The organism is Phycicoccus sp. 3266, assembly GCF_031456495.1.
GTDB lineage: Bacteria > Actinomycetota > Actinomycetes > Actinomycetales > Dermatophilaceae > Pedococcus.
In genome coordinates this window covers 312,779-329,576 of record NZ_JAVDUW010000002.1, presented here as the reverse complement: position 1 = coordinate 329,576, position 16,798 = coordinate 312,779, and the positions used below count along the sequence as shown (strand labels likewise).

The 16,798-nt window shown below is 73.9% G+C and carries 12 protein-coding genes; all 12 read right to left on the bottom strand.

The window, feature by feature from the left end; translation table 11 throughout:
- Window positions 1–3: 3 nt before the first annotated feature.
- Window positions 4–1,173, bottom strand: coding sequence for an acyl-CoA dehydrogenase family protein (locus J2X64_RS11335; RefSeq protein ID WP_310154035.1), 1,170 nt, complete (start codon window positions 1,171–1,173; stop codon window positions 4–6).
- A 63-nt stretch (window positions 1,174–1,236) separates the two neighbouring features.
- Window positions 1,237–1,686, bottom strand: coding sequence for a type II 3-dehydroquinate dehydratase (gene aroQ, locus J2X64_RS11330; RefSeq protein ID WP_310154032.1), 450 nt, complete (start codon window positions 1,684–1,686; stop codon window positions 1,237–1,239).
- Window positions 1,687–1,872: 186 nt separating this feature from the next.
- A complete protein-coding gene (locus J2X64_RS11325; protein WP_310154028.1) occupies window positions 1,873–2,664 on the bottom strand; it encodes an SRPBCC family protein in 792 nt (263 codons plus the stop codon).
- Between the two features lie 4 nt (window positions 2,665–2,668).
- Window positions 2,669–3,523 carry a xanthine dehydrogenase family protein subunit M gene (locus tag J2X64_RS11320; RefSeq protein ID WP_310154025.1) on the bottom strand — a complete coding sequence of 285 codons (855 nt, stop codon included), beginning with the start codon at window positions 3,521–3,523 and terminating at the stop codon, window positions 2,669–2,671.
- Entirely contained in the window at window positions 3,520–6,021 is a 2,502-nt protein-coding gene (locus J2X64_RS11315) for a xanthine dehydrogenase family protein molybdopterin-binding subunit (protein WP_310154022.1), read from the bottom strand. Before J2X64_RS11315 ends, J2X64_RS11320 begins: the two co-directional genes overlap by 4 nt.
- Window positions 6,018–6,500, bottom strand: a complete 483-nt coding sequence (locus J2X64_RS11310; RefSeq protein ID WP_310154020.1) for a 2Fe-2S iron-sulfur cluster-binding protein — start codon at window positions 6,498–6,500, stop codon at window positions 6,018–6,020. Before J2X64_RS11310 ends, J2X64_RS11315 begins: the two co-directional genes overlap by 4 nt.
- A 98-nt stretch (window positions 6,501–6,598) precedes the next feature.
- Window positions 6,599–7,891 carry an XdhC family protein gene (locus J2X64_RS11305; protein WP_310154017.1) on the bottom strand — a complete coding sequence of 431 codons (1,293 nt, stop codon included), beginning with the start codon at window positions 7,889–7,891 and terminating at the stop codon, window positions 6,599–6,601.
- Entirely contained in the window at window positions 7,884–9,017 is a 1,134-nt protein-coding gene (locus tag J2X64_RS11300; RefSeq protein WP_310154014.1) for a VWA domain-containing protein, read from the bottom strand. The genes J2X64_RS11305 and J2X64_RS11300 overlap by 8 nt, the downstream gene beginning before the upstream one ends.
- Window positions 9,014–9,904, bottom strand: a complete 891-nt coding sequence (locus J2X64_RS11295) for a MoxR family ATPase (RefSeq protein ID WP_310154012.1) — start codon at window positions 9,902–9,904, stop codon at window positions 9,014–9,016. The genes J2X64_RS11300 and J2X64_RS11295 overlap by 4 nt, the downstream gene beginning before the upstream one ends.
- Window positions 9,905–9,973: 69 nt before the next feature.
- Complete coding sequence (locus J2X64_RS11290) at window positions 9,974–10,603, bottom strand: NTP transferase domain-containing protein (protein ID WP_310154009.1); 630 nt, start codon at window positions 10,601–10,603, stop codon at window positions 9,974–9,976.
- 106 nt (window positions 10,604–10,709) lie between these two features.
- On the bottom strand, window positions 10,710–11,033 hold the full coding sequence (locus tag J2X64_RS11285; protein ID WP_310154004.1) for a hypothetical protein: 324 nt from the start codon (window positions 11,031–11,033) through the stop codon (window positions 10,710–10,712).
- A gap of 166 nt (window positions 11,034–11,199) precedes the next feature.
- Window positions 11,200–16,710 (bottom strand): carboxyl transferase domain-containing protein, encoded by a 5,511-nt coding sequence (locus J2X64_RS11280; protein ID WP_310154001.1) that lies wholly within the window; start codon window positions 16,708–16,710, stop codon window positions 11,200–11,202.
- Window positions 16,711–16,798 lie beyond the last annotated feature (88 nt).

Below are 16,798 nucleotides of genomic sequence, written 5' to 3'. Positions count from 1 at the left end.
CGGTCAGCGGAAGGCCGACACCCCCGTGAGCGCCTCGCCCACGACGAGCGTGTGCATCTCGACGGTGCCCTCGTAGGTCAGCACCGACTCGAGGTTGTTCATGTGCCGGATGACGGGGTACTCCAGGCTGATGCCGTTCGCCCCGAGGATGGTCCGCGCGGTGCGGCAGATCTCGAGGGACTCGCGGATGTTGTTGAGCTTGCCGAGGCTGACCTGGGTCGGCGTGATGGTGCCGGCGTCCTTGCGACGGCCCAGGTGCAGCGCGAGGAGCTGGCCCTTGACGAGCTCGAGGGCCATGTCGGCGAGCTTCTGCTGGGTGAGCTGGAACCCCGCGAGGGGACGTCCGAACTGGTGCCGCTCCACGGCATACCGGCGGGCGGTCTCGAGCGAGGAGCGGGCGGCGCCGAGCGAGCCCCAGACGATGCCGTAGCGCGCCTCGGTGAGGCAGGACAGCGGGCCCTTGAGCCCGCGCACCTCGGGGAACACCGCGTCGGCGGGCAGTCGGACGCCGTCGAGCACGAGCTCGGAGGTGACCGACGCCCGCAGCGACAGCTTGTGCTTGATGAGCGGCGCGGAGAAGCCGGGGGTGTCGGTCGGCACGACGAACCCGCGGATGCCCTCGTCCGTCTGTGCCCAGACCACCGCGACGTCGGCGATCGAGCCGTTGGTGATCCACATCTTCGAGCCGTCGAGCACCCAGTCGGCGCCGTCGCGCCGGGCGCGGGTGCGCATCGAGCCCGGGTCGGAGCCGTGGTCGGGCTCGGTGAGGCCGAAGCACCCGATCGCCTCTCCCGCGGCCATGCGCGGCAGCCACGCCTGCTTGTGCTCCTCGCTGCCCCAGCGGTGGATGGCGAACATCGCCAGCGACCCCTGGACGGACACGAGGGACCGGATGCCGGAGTCGGTCGCCTCGAGCTCGAGGCAGGCCAGGCCGTAGTCGACCGAGCTCAGGCCGGCGCAGCCGTAGCCCTCGAGGTGCATGCCGAGCAGCCCGAGGCCGCCGAGCTCGCGGGCGAGGCCCCGGATGTCGTCGACCTCGCCGCGCTCGAACCAGTCCGCGACGTGCGGCTCGACCCGCTTGTCGAGGAAGGCGCGGGTGCTGTCCCGGATCGCCTTCTCCTCGTCGGAGAGCAGGTCGTCGATGCCGGCGAGGTCGAGCGGGTTCCGGTCCATGGGGCCAGTCTGCCGCGCCGCGGCGCCGGCGTGCCCGCAGCCGTGGCTGGTGTCACTCCCCGGTCAGGGCTTGGGGTGGGCCAGCTCGCTGATCCGGGCGATGGCGTAGGCGTAGCCGCTGGGGCCGCAGCCCACGATGACGCCGGTCGACACCGCGGACAGGTAGGAGTGGTGCCGGAACTCCTCGCGGGCGTGCACGTTGCTCAGGTGCACCTCGAAGACCGGGACCGACACGGTGGCGAGGGCGTCGCGCAGCGCGATGGAGGTGTGCGTGTAGGCGCCGGCGTTGACGACGAACCCGACCGCCTCGTGGCGCAGCTCGTGGATCGCGTCGATGAGGTCGCCCTCGTGGTTGCTCTGGCGGAAGTCGACGGCCAGCCCGGCGAGGCTCGCGGCCTTGCGGCACAGGGCCTCCACGTCGGCGAGGGTGTCGTGGCCGTAGACCTCGGGCTCCCTCTCACCGAGCAGGTTGAGGTTGGGGCCGTTGAGGACGACGACGGTCGGCTCGCTCATGGGGGCAGCTCCTGTGCTGGCGGGGTGGGCCGTCGGTCCGGACCCGTTGGTGCGGGCCACTGTGGCACGGCCCGGTCGCACCTACAGGGTAGGACAGAAGTTCGGCATGTCCGGTGGAGCCGCAGGTCAGCCGTTCGGTGACGGGCTCCGGGGTGCCGCGCCCTGCGGCACCCCGGAGCCGTCGCGTCAGCGCAGGACGCGGCGCAGGAGCAGGACCGCGACCACCGCGGCGACCACCGCGAGCACCGGCTTGGCGTAGGTCTTCACGAGCACCGGCAGGACCGTCGAGCCGAGGTCGAGCGCCTCCTGGGGTACTGGCTGCCTCGCCGCGGCGCGTTCGGCCCGCGAGGGCGGGTATGCCGTGGTGCCGGGCGCGCCCGCCTGCGCAGGCGCCGGCGTGGCCGGGCCCGCGGCGGCCGGAGGCCCGGCCGCACCCGCCGCGGCCGGTGCGGCAGCACCCGCACCGGCAGCCGGTGCCTCCGCGGACCGGGTGGACGGCACGGGCTCGGGGGCGGCCTCCTCCTCGGGCGCGCCACCACCGATCCGGCCCTCGATGCAGGCGACGAACTGCTGGAGCAGCTTGTCGGACACGTCCTGCATCACCCCGCGACCGAACTGCGCGGGCTTCCCCGTGACGGCGAGGTCGGTGACGACGTCCGCGGTCGTCCCTCCCCCGTCCGCCTCCGACAGCCGGATCGTCACGGTGGCACCGGCCGTGCCGTTGCCCCGCTTGTCCTTGCCCTTCGCCTCGATCACCGCGTGGTGGGTGGCGTCGTCGCGCTCCACGAAGGACCCGGACCCGGCGTACTGCAGGGCGATCGGGCCGAGCTTGACCTTGACCGTCCCGGAGAACCCGTCGTCGGTGACCTCGGTGACCGCAGCACCGGGGAAGCAGCTCCCCACCGCCTGGAGGTCCATGAAGGTCGCCCAGGTCTCCTCGACGGACGCCGGGACGGTGAACGAGTGGGTCAGCTCCACGCGTTCACGCCCCCGCCGCCGCGAGGACGGCGCGCCGGGTCAGCACCGTGGCGAGGTGCCGGCGGTAGTCGGCGTCGCCGTTGAGGTCCGACGGCGGGTTGGTGCCGTCGGCGGCAGCCGCGCAGGCGTCGCGCACCGCGTCCTCCGTCGCCGCAGTGCCCACCAGTGCCTGCTCCACCGCGGTGGCCCGCAACGGTGTGGACCCCATGTTGGTCAGCCCGATCCGCGCCTCGGCGATGCTGCCGCCGTCGACCCGGACCGTCGCCGCGACCGCGACGATCGACCACTGGTGCGCCACCCGCACGAACTTCTCGTAGCGGCTGCCCCAGCCGGTGTGCTTCGGCACCCGGATCGCCGTGAGCAGCTCGCCCTCGCCGACCGCCGTCTCGAACAGGTCGCGGAAGAAGTCGCCCGCCGCGACGGTGCGCTCGCCACCCTGGCCTGCGACGACGAGCTCGGCGTCGAGCGCGAGCACCGGGGCACCGACGTCGCCCGCCGGGTCGGCATGGACCAGCGCACCACCCACCGTGCCGCGGTGGCGGATCTGGGGGTCTGCGACCTCCTTCACCGCCGCGTGCAGGACCCCCGCGTGCTCGCGCACGAGGTCGGAGGCGAGCACGTCGGCATACGTCGTCATCGCACCGATGACGATGCTGTCGCCGTCCTCGCGGATGCCGCGCAGCTCCTCGACCCGGCCGAGGTCGATGACCTTGTCGGGGGCGTTGAGCCGCATGCGCAGGATGGGCAGCAGGCTCTGGCCGCCCGCGAGCACCTTGGCGTCGTCGCCGGCCTGCGCGAGCGCTGCCAGCGCGTCCGCGACCGAGGTGGGGGCGACGTACTCGAACTGCGCCGGGATCACTGGCCCGCTCCTTCCGCCGAGGCGCTGCTACTGGGGTCGGCCGGGGCCTGGTTGGGCGCGCCGTCGTCGAAGTGGGGCTGGGCCTCGGGCGTCGTGCCAGCGGCCTGCTCCCCGCCCGCCGAGCGGATCGCCCGCCACACGCGCTCGGGCGTGCACGGCATCTGGATGTCGTGGACTCCCATCGGCCGCAGCGCGTCGACGACCGCGTTGACGACGGCCGGGGTGGACGCGATCGCACCCGCCTCGCCGACTCCCTTGGTGCCCAGGGTGTTGGTCGTCGAGGGCGACGTGGTGTTGTCGGTGACGAAGCTGATCGTGTCGGCAGCGGTGGGCAGCGTGTAGTCGACGAACGAGCCGGTGACGAGGGTCCCGTTGTCGTCGAAGACCGCCTCCTCCCACAGGGCCTGTGCGATGCCCTGCACGAGGCCACCGTGCACCTGCCCCTCCACGATGATCGGGTTGACGATCTGCCCGACGTCGTCGACGCAGACGTACGACCGCATCCGGACCTGGCCGGTCTCGGTGTCGACCTCCACGGCGCACAGGTGCGTCCCGTGCGGGAAGGAGAAGCTCTCCGGGTCGAACGTGGCGTCCGCGTCGATGCCGGACTCCATGCCCTCGGCGAGGTTGTGCGAGGTGAACTGCGCGGCGGCGACCTCGGTGATGCCGATGCCCTTGTCCGTCCCCTTGACGGTGAACCGGCCGCCGGAGAACTCCAGGTCGTCGACGCTGGCCTCGAGCAGGTGGGCGGCGACGAGCTTGGCCTTGGCCACCACCTTGTCCGCAGCTCGGACCACGGCCTCGCCACCCACGACCAGGGAGCGGGAGCCGTAGGTGTCGAGCCCGCGCGGGGCGATCTGGGTGTCGCCGTGCAGCACCTCGACGTCCTCGAACGGCACGCCCAGCCGGTCGGCCGCGATCTGGCTCCACGCCGTCTCGTGACCCTGCCCGTGTGGCGAGGTGCCGGTGATGACCTCGACCTTGCCGGTCGGCAGCATGCGGATCGAGGCGTGCTCCCAGCCGCCGGCCCCGTAGTTGAGGGTGCCGAGGACACGCGAGGGTGCCAGGCCGCACATCTCGGTGAACGTCGAGACGCCGATGCCGAGCTGGACGGGGTCGTTGCGGTCGCGGCGCTCCTGCTGCTCGCGGCGCAGCGCGTCGTAGTCGAACAGCTCGCGGGCGCGGGCCGTCGCCGCCTCGTAGTTGCCCGAGTCGTACGTCATGCCGGCCACGGAGGTGAACGGGAACTCGTCGTGCGTGATCCAGTTGCGCTCGCGGATCTCGAGCGGGTCGACCCCGACCTCCGCGGCCAGCTCGTCCATGAGCCGCTCGATGGCGTACGTGGCCTCGGGCCGTCCGGCCCCGCGGTAGGCATCGACCCACGTGGTGTTGGTGAGGACGGTACGGACCGTGAACCGGTAGGCGTCGAACTTGTAGATCGCGTTGAACATCCACGCGCCCAGGACCGGGACGCCGCCGCCGACGAGACCGACATAGGCCCCGAGGTTGGCGACGAGGTCGACCTTGAGCGCGGTGACCTTGCCCTCCTTGGTCGCCGCGAGGGTGAGCGTCTGGTACTGGTCGCGGCCGTGGTGGCCGGAGACCAGAGACTCCGAGCGGGTCTCGGTGTACTTGACCGGCTTGCCGACGTGGCGGGCGACGGCGAGGGTCACGAACTCCTCGGCCGTGGTCTGCAGCTTCCCGCCGAACCCACCGCCCACGTCGGGGGCGATGACGCGGACCTTCGACTCCGGCATACCCGTCGTGGCCGCGATGAGGAAGCGCAGGATGTGCGGCACCTGCGTCGAGGTCCACACGGTCACCTGATCCCCCGTCGGGTCGACCACGGTCGAGCGGGGCTCCATGAAGGCGGGGATGAGTCGCTGCTGGCGGTACTCGCGCTCGATGACGATGCCCTCGGCCCGAGCCTTCTCGATCGCCTCGTCGACGTCGCCGCCGGTGCCGCCCTGCGCCGAGTCCAGGGTCCACACCGCGGAGGTGTTCGTCCCGAGGTCGGGGTGGGCCAGGACCGCGTCGCTGACGGCCTCCTTGGCGTCGAGGACCGCGGGCAGCTCGTCGTAGTCGACGTCCACCAGCTCCGCCGCGTCGCGGGCCGCGGCTGCGGTCCGCGCCACGACGGCCGCGACGATCTCGCCGGCGCAGGCGACCCGGTCGATCGCGAAGGGCAGGTGGGCCGGGGTCTTCTGGTCGGTGGTGATCGGCCAGGCGTTGGCGACGGCGCCCTGGGTGTCACGGACGTCGGCGCCCGTCACGACGGCCACGACACCCGGCGCCCTGCGGGCGGCCTCGGTGTCGATGCCTGCGATGGTCGCGTGCGCGAACGGACTGCGCACCATGGCGATGTGCAGCATCCCGGGGAGCACCATGTTGTCGGTCCAGCGGGTCCGGCCGGTGATGAGGCGCTGGTCCTCCTTGCGCAGCCGGGCCCTGCCGACCTCGCCCGCCGCCGTGTCCGGGCGGTCGTCGACGGCGGTCACGACTGCGCTCCGGCGGTGGCGCCCTGGCCGGCTGCCTGCTGCACGGCCCTGACGATGTTGTGGTAGCCGGTGCAGCGGCACAGGTTGCCCTCGAGGCCGACCCGGATCTCCTCCTCGGAGGGGTTCGGGTTGTCGCCCAGGACGTCGATGGCCTGCATGATCATGCCGGGCGTGCAGTAGCCGCACTGGAGCGCGTGGCACTCGTGGAACGCCTTCTGCACCGGGTGCAGCTCGCCCCCGCTGGCAATGCCCTCGATGGTGGTGACCTCGTGGCCATCGGCCTGGACCGCGAGGACGTTGCAGGACTTCACGCTGTGCCCGTCGAGGTGGACCGTGCAGGCACCGCAGTTGCTGGTGTCGCAGCCCACGACCGTGCCGGTCTTGCCGAGCGTCTCTCGGAGGTAGTGGACGAGGAGCGTTCGCGGCTCCACCTCGTCGGAGTAGTCGACGCCGTCGACCGTCACGTTGATGCGGGTCATTCGATCACCTCTCTGTGTTCGAAAACGCTGCGCGTGGTGCGCCCTGCACGACCCCGGCTCCTCGGATCCTCACCCGAGCAGCCCGCGGGCCACAACCATCACTGCGGATGGTTCGTCGGGTGGTCCCCTCCTCCTGCGGAGGGTGTCGGGGAGGACGGGGAGGAGGACGTCGAGGCGAGCTCGGCGCCGTGGTGGTGGATGGGGCCTTCGCGGTGGGCCAGGCGCTCGCCGCGGCCACCCCAGCGCAGGGCGACGATCTCGGCCGCGATGCTGACTGCCGTCTCCTCGGGCGTGCGCGCGCCGAGGTCCAGGCCGATGGGGCTGGACAGGCGCGCGAGCTCGTCCTCGGACAGCCCCGCCTCCCGCAGCCGCTCCAGCCGGTCCTCGTGGGTCCGCCGCGAGCCCATGGCGCCGACGAAGCCGACCTCGGGCAGCCGCAGCGCGATCTCGAGGACGGGGACGTCGAACTTGGGGTCGTGGGTCAGCACGCAGACGACGGTCCGGCCGTCGACGCGACCGGCGTCGCGCTCGGCCGCGAGGTAGCGGTGCGGCCAGTCGACGACGACCTCGTCCGCGTCGGGGAACCGCGACCGGGTCGCGAAGACCGGCCGCGCGTCGCACACCGTGACGCGGTAGCCCAGGAAGTGGCCCTGGCGCGCCACGGCGGCGGCGAAGTCGATGGCGCCGAAGACCAGCATCCGCGGGCGCGGGGCGTACGACGCGACGAACACGCGCATGCCCTCGCCGCGACGCTCGCCGTCGGGGCCGTAGGTGAGCGTCTCGGTGCGGCCGGCGGCGAGCAGCCCGCGTGCGTCGTCGGCGACGGCGTCGTCGGCCCGCGCGCTCCCGAGCGAGCCCTCCACGGTGGGGCGCGCTGCGTCCGAGCCCATCGCGGTGGTGTCGCGACTGACCTCACCCGTGCCCTGCGCGGGACCCCCGTCGAACGTCCCGTCCTCGGGCCGCACGACCAGCCGGCGCCCGACGCGCGACGGGTCCGGGTGCTCGATGACGGTGGCCACCGCGACCGGGCGGCCCGCCTCGACGTCGGCGGCGACCTCCTCGAGCTGGGGGAAGGTGGTGCGGTCGACCGCCTCGACGAAGACGTCGAGGATGCCCCCACAGGTGAGGCCGACGGCATACGCGTCGTCGTCGCTCACGCCGTAGCGCTGCAGCTGTGGGACGCCGTCGGCGACGACAGACTGGGCGAGCTCGTAGACGGCGCCCTCGACGCACCCGCCGGACACCGAGCCCACGGCCTCGCCACCCGGGCCGACGAGCATCGCCGCGCCGGGCTGGCGCGGGGCCGAGCGCCAGGTGCCGACGACCGTGCCGACGCCGACGGTGGCACCCGCGCGCCACCACCGCAGCAGCTCGTCCATCACGTCACGCACGCGCCACCACCTCCACGAGCTCCTCGAAGGTCGCCATCGAGTGGCCGGCCACGAAGTCGTCCACGTGCGGCAGCGCCGCGACCACCCCCTGCTGCACCGGCTGGTAGCCGGCCTTGCCGCGGTGCGGGTTCACCCAGACGACCCGGTGCGCGACGGCCCGCAGCCGGCGCATCTGCTCGCCGAGCGCCGCCGGGTCCGAGCGCTCCCAGCCGTCGCTGAACAGGACGACCACCGCGCCGCGGGCCATGCCGCGGCGCCCCCAGCGGTCGAGGAACGCGGCCACCCCCTCGGCCAGGCGGGTGCCGCCTGCCCAGTCGGGCACGACGTCGCCGCAGGACGCGAGGGCCCGGTCGGCGTCGCGCTGCCGCAGCGCGCGGGTGACGTGGGTGAGGCGGGTGCCGAGCGTGAACACCTCCACGGGCAGGCCGGAGGTGGCGTACGCGTGGGCGAGCCGCAGCAGCGAGTCGGCGTAGCCGCTCATGGACCCGGAGACGTCGACCAGCAGGACGACCCGGCGGGGTCGCGTGCCGCGACGGCGCCATGCGATCGGCCCGGGCTCCCCCATCCGGCGCAGCTGGTCGCGCAGGGTGCGGTGCGCGTCGACGGAGCCGCGCGACGCGGCGGTCCACCGGTGCGCCCGGCGGCGGGGCGCGCGCGGCCGCAGGTGGGCGAACAGGTCCGAGAGCCGGGCACGCTCGGCCGGGCTCAGGGCCGCGACGTCCCGGTGGCGCAGCACCTCGGTGTCGCTGGCGGTCGCGCGCAGGACGTCGTCCTCGGCGGCCGCACCGGTCCCGGCGTCCACCGCGTCGAGCGAGGCCTGCGGCACGGTCGTCGGCTGCGCCTGCCGCGGCCGGGTCCGGGCGCGCTCGAGGCCGAACCACGCGGCATACACCTGGTCGTAGCGCTCGAGGTCCGCCGGTGAGCCGCACAGCGTCGCCCGCCCCGCCCAGTAGACGCCGCGCTCGGAGCCGGCGCCGACCTCGGCGACGGCGGTGAGGTACGTCCGCTCGCGGTCGGCCGTGACGGCCACGCCGGCGGCGCGCAGGGCGCGGGCGAACCCGAGGAGGATCGCGTCGGGCGCGTGGTCGCCCCCGGCGGGGGCGGCCTCCTGGGTCCGCACGCTCATCGCGACAGGATCCGGTCGAGGGCGGCGCGGACGCGCTCGGCGTCCTCGCGGTACTTCACGGCGGCGCCGAGGCTGACTGCGGCGGTCTCGAGGTCGAGCTCCCGGGCGCCGAGCTCCTGCAGGGCGCGCGCCCAGTCGAGGGTCTCGGCGACTCCCGGCGGCTTGACGAGCCCGCCGTCGTCGCGCAGCCGGTGGACGGCCGAGACCACCTGTGCGGCAAGGGATTCCGACACCTCAGGGGCACGGCTGCGGACGATCTCGAGCTCGCGCTCCAGGCCCGGGTGGTCGATCCAGTGGTAGAGGCAGCGGCGCTTGAGCGCGTCGTGCAGCTCGCGGGTGCGGTTCGAGGTGAGGACGACGACCGGTGGCGTCGCGGCGGTGACCGTGCCCAGCTCGGGGATGGTGACCTGCCACGTCGAGAGCACCTCGAGCAGGAACGCCTCGAACTCGTCGTCGGCGCGGTCCACCTCGTCGACGAGCAGGACGGCGGGCGCGTCCCGCAGCGCGCGCAGGACCGGGCGGTCGAGCAGGAACCGCTGGTCGAACAGCTGCTCCTCCACCGCGCGGACGTCACCGGCGTCGGCCGCCACGGCCTCGACCGCACGCAGGTGCAGGATCTGGCGCGGGAAGTCCCAGTCGTACAGCGCCTGGCTCGCGTCGATGCCCTCGTAGCACTGCAGCCGGATCAGCGGCAGGTCGAGCGCGCCGGCGACCGCCTCGGCGAGGGCCGTCTTGCCGGTGCCGGGCTCGCCCTCGAGGAGCAGCGGGCGCTGCAGCCGCAGCGCCAGCCAGGTGACGGTGGCGAGGGCGTCGTCGGCGAGGTACCCGGTGGAGGCGAGCCCGTCGCGGAGGTCCCCCGTCGTCGCGAAGGCCTCCCGTGGCTCCATGGGCACAGCATCACAAATGCGCGCCCCCGAAGGAACCCCTGCGGCCCGGCCGCCGCGACGGGCGGTCGGTCAGGCGACGTCGGCGGGCGTGTCCGTGTCCCGCCCGGTGGCGAGGTCGCCGCACTCGACCACGACGTGGTCGTGCGTGGCGAGGTAGTCGCGGGCGCCGGAGTCCCCGTGCAGCGTCGCCAGGACCCCGTCCCAGTGGTCCCGCCCGATCACGACGGGGTGCCCGGGGAGACCGGCGTATGCCGCGCGGCCGAGGGCGCGGCGCCCGTCAGCGCCCGCGGTGGTCGCCGCAGCGGTCGCCGCAGCGGTCGCCGTGGTCGTGACGGCGCCGGCGGCCGTGACGGTGGTGGTGACGCGGCGGACGACCTCGGCGTCGACGTCGGGCAGGTCCACCAGGAGCAGACACACGGCGTCGGCGCCGCTGTCCCGGACCGCCGTGAGGCCGGCGCGCAGCGACGCGGCCTGCCCCGTGGCCCAGTCGGGAGCCTCCACGACGAGGTCGGCGGCACCGGCATACCGGCGCACCTCCTGCGCCTGCGCGCCGACGACGACGAGCACGGGGTCGCAGCCGGACTCGCGCAGGACGGCCAGGCCGCGCTCGACGAACCGGCGCCCGCAGGGTTCACGCAGCAGCGCCTTGGCGCCGCCCATGCGCCGGCCACCACCCGCGGCCAGCAGCAGGCCGGCCACGCTCACGAGGATCGGCTCCGTCGCACGGGCCCACCCTGCCACGACGCGCCGAGGGCCGTGGTCAGGTCAGCGCGCGTCGACCCAGGCCAGCGCGAGTCGTCCCAGGTCAGCGGGTGTCGCCCTGAGGTCGGCGGGTGTCGTCCTCGCCGGCACGACGCTCGTCGAACTGGCCGGGCGCGGCAGGGTCCTCGACGTACCGGTTGCCGGCCACGAGCTCGGTGGCGACGGCATCCACCCACCGCGCCGGCTGGTCCACGACGCCGCGCTCGGCGAGCGCCTGGACGAGGGTCGTGGCCACCGCACCCGGCTCCCTGCCGCGGGCGTCACGGCCGACGCCGTCGATGACCTCCTGGATGACGGCCTGGGTCCGGCGGTGCCGGGCGTGCTGGTCGTCCTGCATCTGGGCCAGGTCGCGGTCCTGCTCGCTCATCGCGTCTCCTTCGGGGTCGGGAAGCCTCCACGAGCGGCATACCCAGACTTGGCGCGGTCATGCCCGCGCCACGACAGCGCGCGAAGGTGCCCGGGGAGCGGGGCCCGGCCGCCGGAGCGCAGCAGGGGCGGGACCGCCGCAGCGGCCCCGCCCCCGAGACGTGCGCTCAGCCCTTGAGGCCGGCCTCGACGGCGGCGATGATGCGCGGGCGCAGCTCGGCGGCGCTGATGACCGCGTCGACCGACCCGACCTGCACGGCCCGGTGGATGCTGTGCACGGAGTCGAACTCGGACGCGACCTGGCCGAGCTTCTCCGAGCGCACCGACGCACGGACCTCCGCCAGCTCGGTGGCGAGCTCCGCCCGGCGTGCCCCGGTGGCGGCGTTGACGGCCGCCTCGAGCTCGGTGACCCGCGGGTCGGCCGCGGTCCGGGCGTCGACGTCGCGCGAGAACACCACGGCCGCTGCCGGCGCGCCGCCGATGACCGACGCGAACGAGCCCTCGACCGCGAGCACGGTCATTCGCGGGTTGAGCGCCTTGGAGAACACGACGAACGCGCCACCGTGGTAGCGGCTGACGACGCAGAACACGATCGGCCCGTCGAAGTTCACGATGGCCCGGCCGATCTCCGCGCCGTACTCGAGCTGCAGCTGGCGCATCGACTCGGGCGACCCGTCGAAGCCGGACAGGTTCGCGAGCACCACGACCGGGCGGTTGCCCGAGGCCGCGTTGATCGCCCGCGCCGTCTTCTTCGACGACCGCGGGAAGAGCGTGCCCGCGGTGTAGGTGTCGGGGCCGTCGGTGGGCGGGAAGCCGCGGCGGGCGACGTTCTTGGACTCGATCCCGATGAGGCAGACGGGGATCCCGCCGAGGTGGGCGTCCTGGACCACCGACGTCTCGGCGTCGGCCATGCCGGCCCAGCGCTCGAGGGTGGGGTGGTCCTGGTCGGCCACGGCCGCCATGAGCGTGCGGATGTCGAACGCCTTCTTGCGGTCGGGGTTGGTCGCCACCGAGAAGATGTCACCGACCGTCGTGAACCCGGAGTCGGGCAGCTCGTGCGGGAAGACCGTGACGTCGCGGTCGACCGGGTCGGACGTCCTCGCCCGGCGCGGGCCGTCCTCGCCCGGGTGGACGTACGTGTGCTCGTAGTGCGCCAGCAGGATGTCGCGGGCTCCGGCGAGGTCGGGGGCCCAGTACTGCGCCTGTCCGTTGGGGCCCATGACGCGGTCGTACCCGCCGATGCCGTGGTTGTCCTCGGCGCTGACGCCACCGGAGAAGTCCAGTGACTGCTTGCCGGTGAGGACCATCGCGCTGTCCGGCGTCATGACGAGGATGCCCTTGGTGTGCATCAGCATCGTGGCCTCGGCGTTCCAGTACGGCTGGGCCCCCACGTTGATGCCGGCCACGACGATGTTGATCTCGCCGCCGTCCTGGGTGAACTCCACGATCCGCTTGAGCGCCCGGGCCACCCAGTCCATGTTCTCGGTGCCCGAGTCCATCGAGATGCGGGCGCCGGCCGACAGGGCGAACCACTCCACCGGCACGCCCATCTCCTGGGCGAGGTCGAGGGCGGCAATGACGCGGGTGCACTCGGCCTCGGAGACGGCCCCGAGCGCCTTGAGCGGGTCACCGCACAGCAGCACGCGCGTGACGCCCTCGGGGTAGCGCTCGGTGGGCGTCGTGATGACACCCGCGATGATGCCCGCCTTGTTGAGGCCGTAGGGCCGGTCGACCGGGACGAGCGAGCCCTTGTCGTCGAGGTCGTACTCGGTGGCGGTGCCACCCGGGCCCGCGATCATGGCCTGCAGCTCGTACGGGTACACGACGCCGCGGCGCCGGGCACGGACGACCTTCTGCGCGTAGTCGTCCAGCGGCTTGAGCCGCTCGGTCGGCGGCTCCTCGACGGAGGTCACGACCCCTGAGCCGGGCTGGTAGTGGAACCGCGCGGCGAGTGGGGCGCTGGCCCCGTCGGGGGTGGCGATGCGGCCCTGGACGAGGACCTCCTCGATGCCCGCGCCGGCCGTGAGCGGCGAGATCTTCGCCTGCAGGGCGGTGAGCTGGTCGAGGTTGGCCTCCACCGGGGGCCAGATGTGGACCCAGACGTGGTTCATGTCGAGGCGGGCGCCGGCGGCACCGCGCGCGGACCGGGCGCGACGGATCGCCTCGAGGCAGTTGGCGATCGCGCGCTCCGCGTGCGGGAGGGCGGTGACCCGCCCCTGCTCGTCGCGCACGACGGCGAGCTGGCGCACCTGGGCCAGCGCCACGAGCCGCCGGTCGTCGGAGTTGCCCGGGGCGACGCACTCGTAGAGCAGGACGTCGGCAGGTGCCTCGAGCCGGGTGACCTCGAAGTCGCGCAGCCGCCACAGGTTGAGCCGGCGGCCCACCATCGGGTGCACGCCGCGCACCAGCCGGTCCTCGACCATCGTCCCGTCCTCGGGACGGAAGCTGAAGTACCCGACCGGCCGTCCACCGCCGGGGCAGACGGCGACGGCGACGCGTCGCACCTCGCGGGCGAACGGCAGCCCGGTCAGCGCGGCCGCGAGCCGGGCCGAGGCGTCCTCGGGCGACTCGGGCTCGTCAGGCCAGGCGAGGTAGAGGTCGACGACCGCCTCGTGCCCCTCCGCGCGCTCGGCGAGCTGGGCCGCGACGCCCTCGACCAAGGAGCTCCCCGGGGAGAGCTCGTCCACCCGGCCCACGGTCGAGACCAGGTGCGTCGGCCGGCCGTCGAGCGCGTAGTCGGCCACGGCATACGGGCGCTCGCCGACCTCCACCTCACGCAGGCCGGTGAGGGCGTGCTCGCGGTAGTGCCGCTTGACCAGGACGGCGAGCATCGGCTCGCGGCGCGGGACCCCGCGCTCGAGCCGGTCGGAGAGGAACTGCACGATCTGCTCGGGGATGGCAGCGAGCTGGTCCATCCGCTGCGCCCGCTCCGGGCCCTCGGGCATGGCCTCGAGGGCGGCCACCTCGTCGGCGACCCCGCCGAGCACGCTGGCCCGGTCGGCGTCGACGAGTGGCTGGTCGAACCAGCGGAACCGGACGCTGCGCGCGAGGTCGCCGATGACCGGGAAGCGCAGCTGCGTCGCGACGACGAGCCGGTCGAGCACCTCGCGCGCGGCGGCGTCGAGCGGCGGCTCGGGGCACGGCTCGGCGATCCAGCGCTGGAGCAGCGCCGTGCCGAGCGCGACCTCCGGGGCCGAACGCTGCTGGGCGAGGAAGACCCGGAAGACGGCCTCCTCGAGCTCCGGCGTGCGGTCGAGCCCGTCGACCGCGTAGTGCCGCAGCACCTGCGACAGCTTGTGGCGGAAGTGCTCGGGCAGCGCCCCGCGCTCGACGTCGAGGCTCTGCAGGTAGGTGTGGAAGTGCTCGCGCGGGCTGTGCACCCGGTGCTCGACGTGCTCGTCCTGGCCGGCCGGCCGGTTGCGGCTGAGCTCGGCGAAGTCGGCGAGGACCTCGAGCACCGCGACCTCTCGGCCCACCTGCGACTCGCCGCGGGCGGTGAGCTGGTCCCGGGCCGCGAGGTATGCCGTGAGGGCGTCACCGCGCGGGTCGACGTCGTAGCCGAGCAGCATCGCGCACAGGTCGGCGCGGGTGCGGCGGACGGCGACGTGGGGGTCGCCGTCAGAGCCGTCGCCGTCGGGCAGGTCGAGGTCGACCGCCTGCTCCGCCACGGGTGCCGCGGCGGCCTCGGCCCCGTCGTCGACCGGCTCGAGGCGCACGAGCGGCGCCCCCGTCTCGACCTGGCTGCCGGAGGAGACGAGCAGCTCCTTGACGCGCGCGGCGAACGGCGCGGGCAGGACGGTCTCCATCTTCATCGACTCGAGCACCAGGACCGGGGCGCCCTGCGCGACCTCGGACCCCACGGGCACGGGCGTCGCGACGACGAGCGCCGGCGCGGGGGAGCGCAGGACGCCCCCCTCGTCGCGGCTGACCCGGTGGGTGACGCCGTCGACCTCGACCAGCTGGACGGGTCCGTGGGTGGCCGTGGTGAGCCGGTGCAGCCGGCCGCCGACGGTGATCCTGCTGGTGTACTCGTCGAGGCGGTCGAGGTCGGCGGTCACCGTCTGCTCGGAGGCCGGGCCGGCGACCGTGACGCGGAACCGGTGCGGCCCGGTGCGCCAGACCGTGACCTTGTACGCCGTGCCGCGCAGCTTGAGGTCGATGGCGCGGCCGGTGCGGTGCTGGACCTGCGGCCGCCCGCCGCGGGCGGTCTCGAGCAGGCGGGTGCGCTCGACGCCCTCCTCGTCCTCGTACGCCTCGATGCCGGCGGCGACCAACGCGATGCCGGAGTGGCGGTGGGAGACCAGCCGGCCCTCGGCCCGGACGCGGTCGATCCAGCCGGTGTCGGCGGTGCCGTCGACGACCTCGGGCTGGTCGAGCAGGTCGAGGATGAACGACTTGTTGGTGGCGCCGCCCTCGATGACGACGGTGGTCTCGGCCATGGCGCGGCGCAGGCGGGCGAGCGCCTCGTCGCGGTCGGCGCCCACGGCGATGATCTTGGCGATCATCGAGTCGAAGTCGGCGGGGATCGAGTCCCCTTCTCCCACACCGGTGTCCACGCGGATGCCGGGACCCGCGGGCAGCGTCAGCAGGGCGATGCGACCAGGCGAGGGCGCGAAGTCGCGGTCGGGGTCCTCGGCGTTGAGCCGCGCCTCGACGGCGTGCCCGACCTCGACCGGGCGCTCGCCCTCGAGCCGGCCGCCGGAAGCCACGTGGATCTGCAGCTTGACCAGGTCGGTGTCGGTCGTCGCCTCGGTGATGGGGTGCTCCACCTGGAGGCGGGTGTTCACCTCGAGGAACGCGAAGAACTTCTCGCCCGGGTGGTAGAGGAACTCGACGGTGCCGGCACCGGCATACCCGACGGCGATGGCGAGCCGCTCGGCGGCGGCCTTGACCTCCGCCACCTGCTCGGGGCCGAGGACGGGCGAGGAGGACTCCTCGATGACCTTCTGGTTGCGGCGCTGCACCGAGCAGTCGCGCACGCCGAGCGCCCACGCCGTGCCCTGGCCGTCGGCGATGACCTGCACCTCGACGTGGCGTGCGCCGGTGACGAGCTTCTCGAGGAAGACGACTCCGGAGCCGAATGCGCGCTGCGCCTCGTCGCGCGTGCGCTCGTAGGCGTCGGTGAGGTCGGCGTCGGAGTCGACCCGGCGGATGCCGCGCCCACCGCCGCCCGCCGTCGCCTTGAGCATGAGGGGGTAGCCGATGCGCGCGGCCGCGGCCTTGGCGTCCTCGAGGGTGTCGACACCGCCGCGGCTCCACGGGGCGACCGGGACCCCGACCTCCTCGGCGATGAGCTTGGAGCCGATCTTGTCGCCGAGCTTGCGCATGGCCTCCGGGCTCGGACCGATGAACGTCACGCCGATCCGCTCGCACAGGGCGGCGAAGTCGGGGTGCTCGGCGACGAAGCCCCAGCCGACCCACGCCGCGTCGGCGCCGGTCTCGCGCAGCGCCCGCTCCAGCACGGCGTAGTCGAGGTAGGGCCGGTTCGCGGCCGGGCCGAGGTCGTACGCGGCGTCGGCCTCGCGCACGAACATCGCCCGCTTCTCGCCCTCGGTGTGCAGCGCCACGGTCTCGATCCGGTGGCCGCCGTCGCCCGCCTGGGCGTTGAGGTCGCGCACCGCGTGGATGAGACGCATGGCGGCCTCGCCGCGGTTGACGATGGCGATGCGCGAGAACATCGGGCGGGCCTCCCAGGAGCAGGTGACGGACGACGCGACCCGTCCGCCCGGGGGCGTGGGTCACCGCCCGAGCCTGCCACCCCGGGAC

Excerpts from the sequence above, each read along its gene's own strand:
- J2X64_RS11335 (WP_310154035.1), bottom strand. The coding sequence starts at position 1,173 with ATGGACCGGAACCCGCTCGACCTCGCCGGCATCGACGACCTGCTCTCC.
- aroQ (WP_310154032.1), bottom strand. The coding sequence starts at position 1,686 with ATGAGCGAGCCGACCGTCGTCGTCCTCAACGGCCCCAACCTCAACCTG.
- J2X64_RS11310 (WP_310154020.1), bottom strand. The coding sequence starts at position 6,500 with ATGACCCGCATCAACGTGACGGTCGACGGCGTCGACTACTCCGACGAG.
- J2X64_RS11300 (WP_310154014.1), bottom strand. The coding sequence starts at position 9,017 with ATGAGCGTGCGGACCCAGGAGGCCGCCCCCGCCGGGGGCGACCACGCG.
- J2X64_RS11295 (WP_310154012.1), bottom strand. The coding sequence starts at position 9,904 with ATGGAGCCACGGGAGGCCTTCGCGACGACGGGGGACCTCCGCGACGGG.
- J2X64_RS11285 (WP_310154004.1), bottom strand. The coding sequence starts at position 11,033 with ATGAGCGAGCAGGACCGCGACCTGGCCCAGATGCAGGACGACCAGCAC.
- J2X64_RS11280 (WP_310154001.1), bottom strand. The coding sequence starts at position 16,710 with ATGTTCTCGCGCATCGCCATCGTCAACCGCGGCGAGGCCGCCATGCGT.